Genomic DNA, 8,422 nt, shown 5'->3' on the forward strand with positions numbered 1-8,422 from the left:
TTTCTTTAACTTAATGACAGAGAGAAAGAGGAAATAGCCTTAAGTTGACGCCATTACGTGAACATTTACAAAGATTTCACTATGATCAAATTTTAATAAATGATAGGAGACCAAATGAGTTTAGAGCAGCTCTAACGAATGGTCATATTAATAAACGTAGTTTCTTGAGCAACTACTTCCCTTAGATGTTCCAAATTTTGTGCTTGCTGGGATTGAAAAAATACTCGTTTATAACCAGATATATAATAATTAACAGCCAGTGGAATACCTAGCAGTGGAATACTTACTACAACTAAAGAAAGATTTTTTAACAGAGTATTCCAATCAGGTAATTTGCTCAAAGTAGCACTTGCTTGCAAAATGGCCTCATCCCATTTGTTTTTTAATGTAGAGAAAGCGTTTGGGTGCTCACTGTTTTCAAAATATTCATTAAGTGAATTGATAAGTACCGTTTGTAGATGTTGGGCTGTCTTGTAAGCGGATACTTTATCGGGTTGATGTGCTAAAGAATTAACTCCTTGATTTAATTCCAGTAAACGCCTGAACGTCAATCGATTTTTATTTTCTAATGCAGGATGTGATAAATAGGCTGATGTAATTTTGATTTGGCTCTTATAATCCTGGGTAAATATCAAATTGAGTAGTGAGGGCACCGCTGATGGGCAGTGGTTAATCGCTTTCAACACCGGATTGTTGTGATTTGTCGGCCTATCCAGTTGCAAAATGGAGAATTGAGCGGTCGTAGGAAGGCTTGATATTACATTAAGAAGCTGGCAGGCTGCATTAGCATGTCCTTTACTCATTCTTGATAAGACAATTGATAAAATAGTACTTCCATCCAGATATTGATAGGCAAGAATGCGTCTGAGAGCAGATTCTTCTATATGAGGTATAAAATGAATAAATGACAATAGTACCTCAGGTTGGGATTGACATCCTGCTATTGCCCAATATAGATTGAAAGGTTGATTCTGTATAATTGGCCCAATTGAATCTTCAGGCAAGCACCCCAATTTTAAGCTAAATAATTTTATAGCACCTATATTTTTTTTATAAACCTGTTGTTTAAAATATAAGGGATCTTCGAGTAAATCACGTTTAAATTGCTCTATGAACTTGGGATAGTGCTCCACAAGCCTTTTTCCAAAAGCATCTGCTAATGTCGTATTATCTAATACAAGCTGCCAGAAGTTATTTACAACCTCCCAGTAGATATTGATATCAGTGTTGTTATGTAGCACAGAGTCTAATGTGCTAAAAAGAACCACCATTTTGCTGTTTTCAGTTAAATCAGGGTTACAACAAAGATAAGCAACGCACTCAGCCGGGTTTTTAAAAAGATGGTGTAATTTTTTTAAATCGCCAAGACAGGCATTACCTGGATCAAGAAAAATCTGCTTTATCGCAGATATAGCGAGGTCTATATCAGATTTGGTTAGTTTGCTAAAATATAGCAATCCCCAATTGTTGAGAGTTTTTGACCGTGAGGAATAATCGAAATATTTATCTTGAAGTAATATATCCCATAATTTTTTTAAGATCAGATTCCAGTTTATATCATAAACAGCGTTTGTTTCTTTATCAGTAATTAAATAATCATAATTAACTTCGGTTTCTTGAAAGAGATTTTTAAGATACTCAAGACCAGGCCCATAAACATTTATTTTATATCCTGTTTCTTTTCTTCCTATATACTGACCAAAGGTGGATATAATCTGTGTTTTTAGCTGCAGTAATATGGAAAAAGGTTGAAATTTTTCATCAAAGGCAGTTTGTAAGTATTCTTTAATTTCATCTTCAGGAATATTACCTGTATAGGGATCATTAGCTAATTTCGGTTCAACGCCAAACCCCATTTCCTTGGCTACGATGAAAAATCGATTATTTGTATGAACTTCTGTTGTTTGTTTAGTTGCTGCACTCTCTACTATATTATAACGAATTAACGTTAATAAATCTGCAATAGTTTTAGGTACAAAGTAACAACTTGCAAGCAAGCTTTCTATTCGGGCATGAAAACCAGGGGTACATGCTTCAATTTCTTCTTCAATCTTGGAAATAATCGCTGTTTTCTGATCTACTGTGAGATTGAAAACAGGATCTATGTCTTTCAATACTCCAGATAAAGCAGCATAATGAAATTTTAAAGAGTGTAATAGTATATTTTTAAAATGATAAGTGCTTTCCGCACCGATATGGCGATCAATTTGTTCTTGAGTGATAGTCTGGCATAATTGAACAAAGTTTTTTATCCAGTCAGGATCTGCAATGTAATAGTCAACATCAATATCTTGATGTTGTGCAGGAATGCCCTTATAACTCTTGAGATTGATTTTTAGTTTTGTCATCATTAGTGTACAGCTTGCAATTTGGCGGGTAACCGCGTGCCTCTGCATTATAGCAGATCTCTATGATTACTATCAATCCTTTTTGTTCAAATATTATTATTGAAGGTCATTTGGCGGAAGATCATTCATTTAATGTAATTTTTCAATCAAGGTCAGACCACTTATTAACAACGAATTGTAACCAGAACCCTCTTTTATTTTCAAAAGAGGGCATAAACAGTTATTGCTTGATGAATTGCACAAGCTCAGAGACGACTGTATCTATGCTGAGCTGTTTGGTTTCGCCAGTGCCACGTGATTTATACTCAACTACCTGTTGTTCTAAATTTCTATCACTGACTACCAAGCGATGGGGAATACCAATTAAGTCATGGTCGGTAAAAAGTGCGCCGGCTCTTTCATTACGATCATCGAGTAAAACATCAATTCCTGCTTTATTTAGTTGTTCATACAGTGCTTCGGCTTGATCTTTAACGGCCTGCGATTTATGCCCATTAAGCGGGATAATCACCACTTGGAATGGTGCAATATTCTGTGGCCAAATAATGCCATGCTCATCATGATGCTGTTCAATTGCAGCAGCAACTACACGTGAAATGCCTAAGCCATAACAGCCCATCATCATAGTTTGTAATTGTCCTTCTTCATTAATGACACAGGCATTCATAGTCTTGGCATATTTGTCACCTAATTGAAATACATGTCCCACTTCAATGCCGCGGCAAGTGTGCAGGGTTCCTTTACCATCAGGACTTGGGTCTCCGACTTTAACATTACGCAAGTCAAATGATTCATAGTTTTTCACGTCTTTATCCCAAGCACCATATTGATAATGTTTGTCTGGTTGATTAGCACCACAAACAAATGAATCCATTGCTAAGGCGTGATGGTCTACAATTACTGGAATCGATAACTCTATTGGGCCTATAGAACCTATTGGTACATTTAAGGTTTTATCAATATATTCTTTATCAATTAATTGCAGTGGGGAATGAACTAAAGAATGTTTTATTGCTTTGACTTCATTAAGTTCATCATCACCGCGTAAAACCAGGGCTACCATAGGGTGTTCTGTACCTTTAACAATTAAGGTTTTAATCATATCTTTACTGTCAATTTTTAAAAATTGTGCTACTTCAGCAATGGTTTTTTTATTCGGTGTATCTACTATGGAAAGAGTTTTAGTTGTTTGCTTGCTTGATTTAGATGGTTTTAAACTTACAGCTTTTTCAATATTGGCTGCATAGCTACTTGCATCACTGTAGAAAATTAAATCTTCACCTGAATCAGCTAAAACTTGGAATTCATGAGAGGCTGAACCGCCAATAGCACCTGTATCGGCTTCTACTGCCCGGTATTTCAAACCCATTCGATCAAAAATTCGACAATAAGCAGTGTACATGTCGTTATAGGTTTCTTGTAAACTTTCTGCAGATAAATGAAATGAATAAGCATCTTTCATAATAAATTCACGTGCGCGCATGACACCAAAGCGTGGTCTAATTTCATCACGAAATTTAGTTTGGATTTGATAAAAACTGGCAGGTAATTGCTTGTATGATTGTAATTCATTACGCATGATGTCAGTGATTACTTCTTCATGAGTAGGTCCAAAGCAATATTCTCTGCCATTGGAGTCAGTCATGGTGAGCAACTGACCACCAAAAGTTTCCCAGCGGCCTGTTTCTTGCCAAAGCTCGGCAGGTTGGACTGCAGGCATTAGCAATTCTGCTGAATTAATACGCCCCATCTCTTCGCGGACAATTTGCTCTACTTTACGTAGGACTTTAAGGCCTAAAGGCATCCAGGTATAAAGCCCTGATCCGAGTTTACGGATCATTCCTGTTCGTAACATCAGTTGATGAGAGACGATTTCTGCATCGTTAGGCGTTTCTTTGAGAGTAGCTAAAAACCATTTTGACGCGCGCAATTTCTGCTCCTGAATTTAATGTCATCAATGGCAAGCATTATACAGAAGTTTCTCTACAAAAACAGGTTGCTCTTTTGAGGGGACTATAGGGTTCCTCTGTTTATTAATTAAGGATGAATTTTCGCTTCTTTAAGGATTTGCGCTACTTTAGATGCTAATTGGTTATGACCTGTGCTGCCTAATTGTTGCAATTCCTTTTCATAATCATGATAATGGACAGAGCCAGTTTGTACATCATAAACTGCACCGACCAGTGCCAATTCATTACGTTCTATTATTTCTTTAAGTGTAGAACTGCGATCATAAATATTTTGTATCGCATTGGCTACGTTTAATTGAGTCACATGATTGACGAATGCCGTATTTTTACTGTTACGTTCTTCTTTAGTAACAACCTCAGCAGCAATTGCCGGTTGGATTTTATCCAGTAGTTGCGTAATATGGCCTTGTTTAACGCCATCACATGCCGATTGAATCGCACCACAACGAGTATGGCCCAAGACAATAATCAGTTTTACTCCAATTACTATACACGCGTATTCGATACTAGCAAGAACATCTTCATTGACTACATTGCCGGCAATACGAACACAGAAAATGTCACCAAAAGTCATATCGAAAATTGTTTCTACAGGTACACGCGAATCAATACAACCAAGAACAATTGCAATAGGATGTTGCGCTTTTGCAGTGTGTTTCACATCCTGATAATTCATGCGGTGAATACGCTCATCGTTTAAGAAGCGCTGGTTCCCTTCATGTAAAATATTAAGTACTTGTGCTGGTGATAGGTTAGACTGTACGTCATAGGTCGTTACATTAATGAAGTCGATGTAGTTATGAATTTTATAATGTGGCTTAAATCCATATAGATTCAAGGCGATTTGTTTGTTAGGTGCTTGTTCTTCCTGAAATTCTTTCAAGAGTTCGCTGATTTCTTTATCAATGTATTGTGTATAACGTGCATCAATAATCAGTTGTGATTCTTTGGGAATAGAATCTAATTCAGCGATTAAAGCTGCTTTGTTAAGGAAAGTTACTTGCTGTGGCAGTACTAAACGGTTAATAACACCATTAGGATAAGTTTCCTTGATAATATTAATACGTGATTGGCTGTTTGATTTGAGAATGAAGAACATACTTACTGCCAATCCGATTAAAATACCCATTAACAGATTAAAGGCAATAATGCCAATTACTGTGGCAGCAAAGGGAATAAATCGATCCCACCCTTGAGCATAAATAGTGCTATAAATCGAAGGCTTATTAAGTTTATATCCGGTATAAATCAAAATAGCTGCCAGTGAAGATAAAGGAATTTTATTTATAGTCCCAGGAATTAACATCACGGCAAATAGGATAAAAATACCATGTAAAATACTGGATATCTTCGTTTTGGAACCTGCTTGAATATTGATTGAGGTTCTTACGATGACCGAAGTAATAGGAATACCGCCAATTAAACCTGCGGTTAAGTTTCCAACACCTTGAGCGACTAGTTCACGATTAGAGGATGCGTGACGTTTTTGTTTATCAAGACGCTCACCAGCCTTTAAGTTTAGTAAAGTTTCTAGGGAAGCGACAATGGCTAAAATACAGGCGTAAATGTAGACTTGTGGATTTGTCCATGCAGACCAATTGGGTACTTGCAGTTTACTGAATAACTCGTGGAAGCTTTCTGTTTGAGGAATATTAACCAATTGCGGTGAGTTTTGTACCAAGCTTGAATCAGTCCACATATAGAATTCATTTAAAAGTACCCCCATGATGACCACGATAATTGGCGCAGGTATTTCTTTTAATATTTTATTTTTGGTTGTATCAAAATAAACTAATAAAGTTAAAGATAAGAGTGTAATAATTAATGCACCGATATTTATATGATGATATAAGGCAAGAAGAGGGCTTAGCGTAATAACCTCTGTTGTTTCTAACAAATGGGTCTTAAGCTCGTTAAAGTCTGCAGAAAGAGTAAAGGCTAAGGGTAATTGTTTAACAATCAACAAAATACCAATGGCACAGAGTAAGCCTTGAACCACGTTAGAAGGAACATAATCAGCTACAAATCCTGCGCGTAAACTACCAATCAGTATTTGTATGGCACCGGCAATAACCAGAGCGAGTAAGAATGAATTGAAGTCGCCAATATGGGTCACTGCGGCAACTACTACTGCAGCCATACCAGCTGCCGGACCACTGACACTGACTTGAGAGCCGCTTATAATTCCAACTACGATACCGCCAATAACACCACTTAAAATACCAGAAAATAGAGGTGTACCAGAAGCCAGAGCAATACCTAAGCATAATGGGATAGCGACGAGAAATACTACAATGCCAGCGACAAAGTCAAATTTTAAATAGCGTTTGTTATAGATTCGAATTTTACGCAAATCGAGAATCGTTTTTGCTTGCATAAGGCATTCCTATTATTAAAAATTATGAATCAGTTACTGTTTTTCTCAAATCTTGTCGAGCTTGATGAAAGTATTTCATCTGCTCAAAAAGAATCACTCTAATTTTAGAATAAAGTGTAACATATTAAAACACGAGTGTTACAAAAACGTAACTAATTTGTAACTTTTTTGTTAAGACTTTCATTGTGCTTAAGATTATAGGAAATTTAAAAGAAAACAAGTCATTTCGTTACTGTTAGCATGGCTTAAATAAAATGTTGTGTTGTTCATATTCACAGGAGTTTTTCCGAATATGTTTTTATTTTGCTCAGAAAAAAGATTATTTCTTTTATGCATTGCTTTATTGTAGTTATTAATATAATTATCATAATGGCCATTATTTTTTATGTAGGCTAAATAGGTTTCGTCTCCAGATAATATTTTTAATTGCTGTAATTCAGCAGTACTTGGCATTGTAAGGGCTTCAGGATTTATGGAAACTATATTCATATATAACAAAACGGCTTTTTTAGATGATTGGTGTTCTGCCATTTCAATATAGGTAGCATATTCGTCTGCCGTAAAAAAATTTGAGTACTTAAGTTTGCTGCTTATTAGGTCAGGATTATTCGCATTACATAACTCAAAGATAAATGTTTGCAACATTTTTTCAAGAGATAAATTATTTTTAACTTGAATTTCCTTTTTGTCTGCTAACCAACGTCCTTGAAATTTTAAGTTATCTTGGGTGAAGTCAATTTTAACATTTGGTGTAAAGGATAGTGAAGTTAGTTCTTGTGCACAGTCAAGTGATGAGGTGAAAAGTTTAAGCAATGTAGTGACCTGCTCTAGATTTTCTTCCTTACAAAGTACAACTATAGGATGCGTTAATTGACCTTCGCGAAGAATAATTTCAATAGTCATTTGATTTATCCAATAAAAAATTATTTAAAATAAGAACAATTCTATCGGATTTTTATTAAAAAATTATTAATTGATCATTTTGTTCAAAAAACAAATATCCGATTTCACCAAAGTCTAAAAACCATGGAAGCACAGCGAGGGATTATAAGTTTTGAAATTAGCTAGGATATTGAAGAGGAATAATTGATTTCATCTAATTTGATGGTTATTAATTTAGTTAGTACAATAAAGAATCATTTTTCATTCTGAGCTTAAATGTTTACATTAATCCAAGTACAATATATTTTTGACTATGCTATGCTTTCCTTTTATCAATATGCTGAAAAAACGAGGCCTGAGGCAGTTAAAAGATCGGCTCAGGTAGCTGCTGCGGCTACTATAATGGTTAATAAAGAAGCAAACATGGCAGTTAAAACTAAAGATACAGTTTTAACTGCCGGTTTAGAAGCAGTATTCTTCAATAAACACTTGAAAGGAGAAGCACATAGGGAGGCTTTTGATATCCAATTTGCTATAAGTTTAAAAACCGGTCTAGAGAAGCTTTTTTGTGTTGAAAATATTTCTGAATATGACAAGACAAATAATAAGGCTCCGACGCTTCCTGTTGTAGCAGTCAAATTAGAAGTTTCCTCATCTCTTGAAGAGCCCAAAACTCTCGAGCCTAGTTCTAATTTTAACCCTCAATTTTTTTCTCCTTTAATGTCGCCTCAACATAATAATAATACACCTAGTGAGCTTACTAAAAATTCAAACAATTATTAATATATGAGTAACTCCCCATGTATTTAATTGAGCTCACCGGCTTCCCCTCTCCACCGCGCGCA

The 8,422-nt window shown here is 35.6% G+C and carries 5 protein-coding genes; 1 reads left to right on the top strand and 4 read right to left on the bottom strand.

What is annotated here, in order from left to right; all coding sequences use genetic code 11:
• Positions 1 to 131: 131 nt before the first annotated feature.
• The 4 genes from QM652_RS13095 to QM652_RS13110 all read right to left on the bottom strand — a co-directional run bounded on the left by QM652_RS13095 (position 132) and on the right by QM652_RS13110 (position 7,598).
• Positions 132 to 2,351 (bottom strand): hypothetical protein, encoded by a 2,220-nt coding sequence (locus QM652_RS13095; RefSeq protein WP_415076524.1) that lies wholly within the window; start codon positions 2,349 to 2,351, stop codon positions 132 to 134.
• 217 nt (positions 2,352 to 2,568) lie between these two features.
• Positions 2,569 to 4,278 (bottom strand): proline--tRNA ligase, encoded by a 1,710-nt coding sequence (locus QM652_RS13100; protein WP_415076526.1) that lies wholly within the window; start codon positions 4,276 to 4,278, stop codon positions 2,569 to 2,571.
• A gap of 107 nt (positions 4,279 to 4,385) precedes the next feature.
• Positions 4,386 to 6,695, bottom strand: coding sequence for a SulP family inorganic anion transporter (locus QM652_RS13105; RefSeq protein WP_415076528.1), 2,310 nt, complete (start codon positions 6,693 to 6,695; stop codon positions 4,386 to 4,388).
• Positions 6,696 to 6,890: 195 nt separating this feature from the next.
• Complete coding sequence (locus QM652_RS13110; RefSeq protein ID WP_415076530.1) at positions 6,891 to 7,598, bottom strand: hypothetical protein; 708 nt, start codon at positions 7,596 to 7,598, stop codon at positions 6,891 to 6,893.
• Between the two features lie 255 nt (positions 7,599 to 7,853).
• Here QM652_RS13110 and QM652_RS13115 point away from each other — a divergent pair, with 255 nt between their 5' ends.
• Positions 7,854 to 8,360, top strand: a complete 507-nt coding sequence (locus QM652_RS13115) for a hypothetical protein (RefSeq protein WP_415076532.1) — start codon at positions 7,854 to 7,856, stop codon at positions 8,358 to 8,360.
• Positions 8,361 to 8,422: the final 62 nt, after the last annotated feature.

Source organism: Legionella sp. (assembly GCF_047605385.1).
Taxonomy (GTDB): Bacteria; Pseudomonadota; Gammaproteobacteria; order Legionellales; family Legionellaceae; genus Legionella.

Bases quoted from the DNA above. Each gene is read 5' to 3' on its own strand.
- QM652_RS13105 (WP_415076528.1), bottom strand. From the start codon at position 6,695: ATGCAAGCAAAAACGATTCTCGATTTGCGTAAAATTCGAATCTATAAC.
- QM652_RS13110 (WP_415076530.1), bottom strand. From the start codon at position 7,598: ATGACTATTGAAATTATTCTTCGCGAAGGTCAATTAACGCATCCTATA.
- QM652_RS13095 (WP_415076524.1), bottom strand. From the start codon at position 2,351: ATGATGACAAAACTAAAAATCAATCTCAAGAGTTATAAGGGCATTCCT.
- QM652_RS13115 (WP_415076532.1), top strand. From the start codon at position 7,854: ATGTTTACATTAATCCAAGTACAATATATTTTTGACTATGCTATGCTT.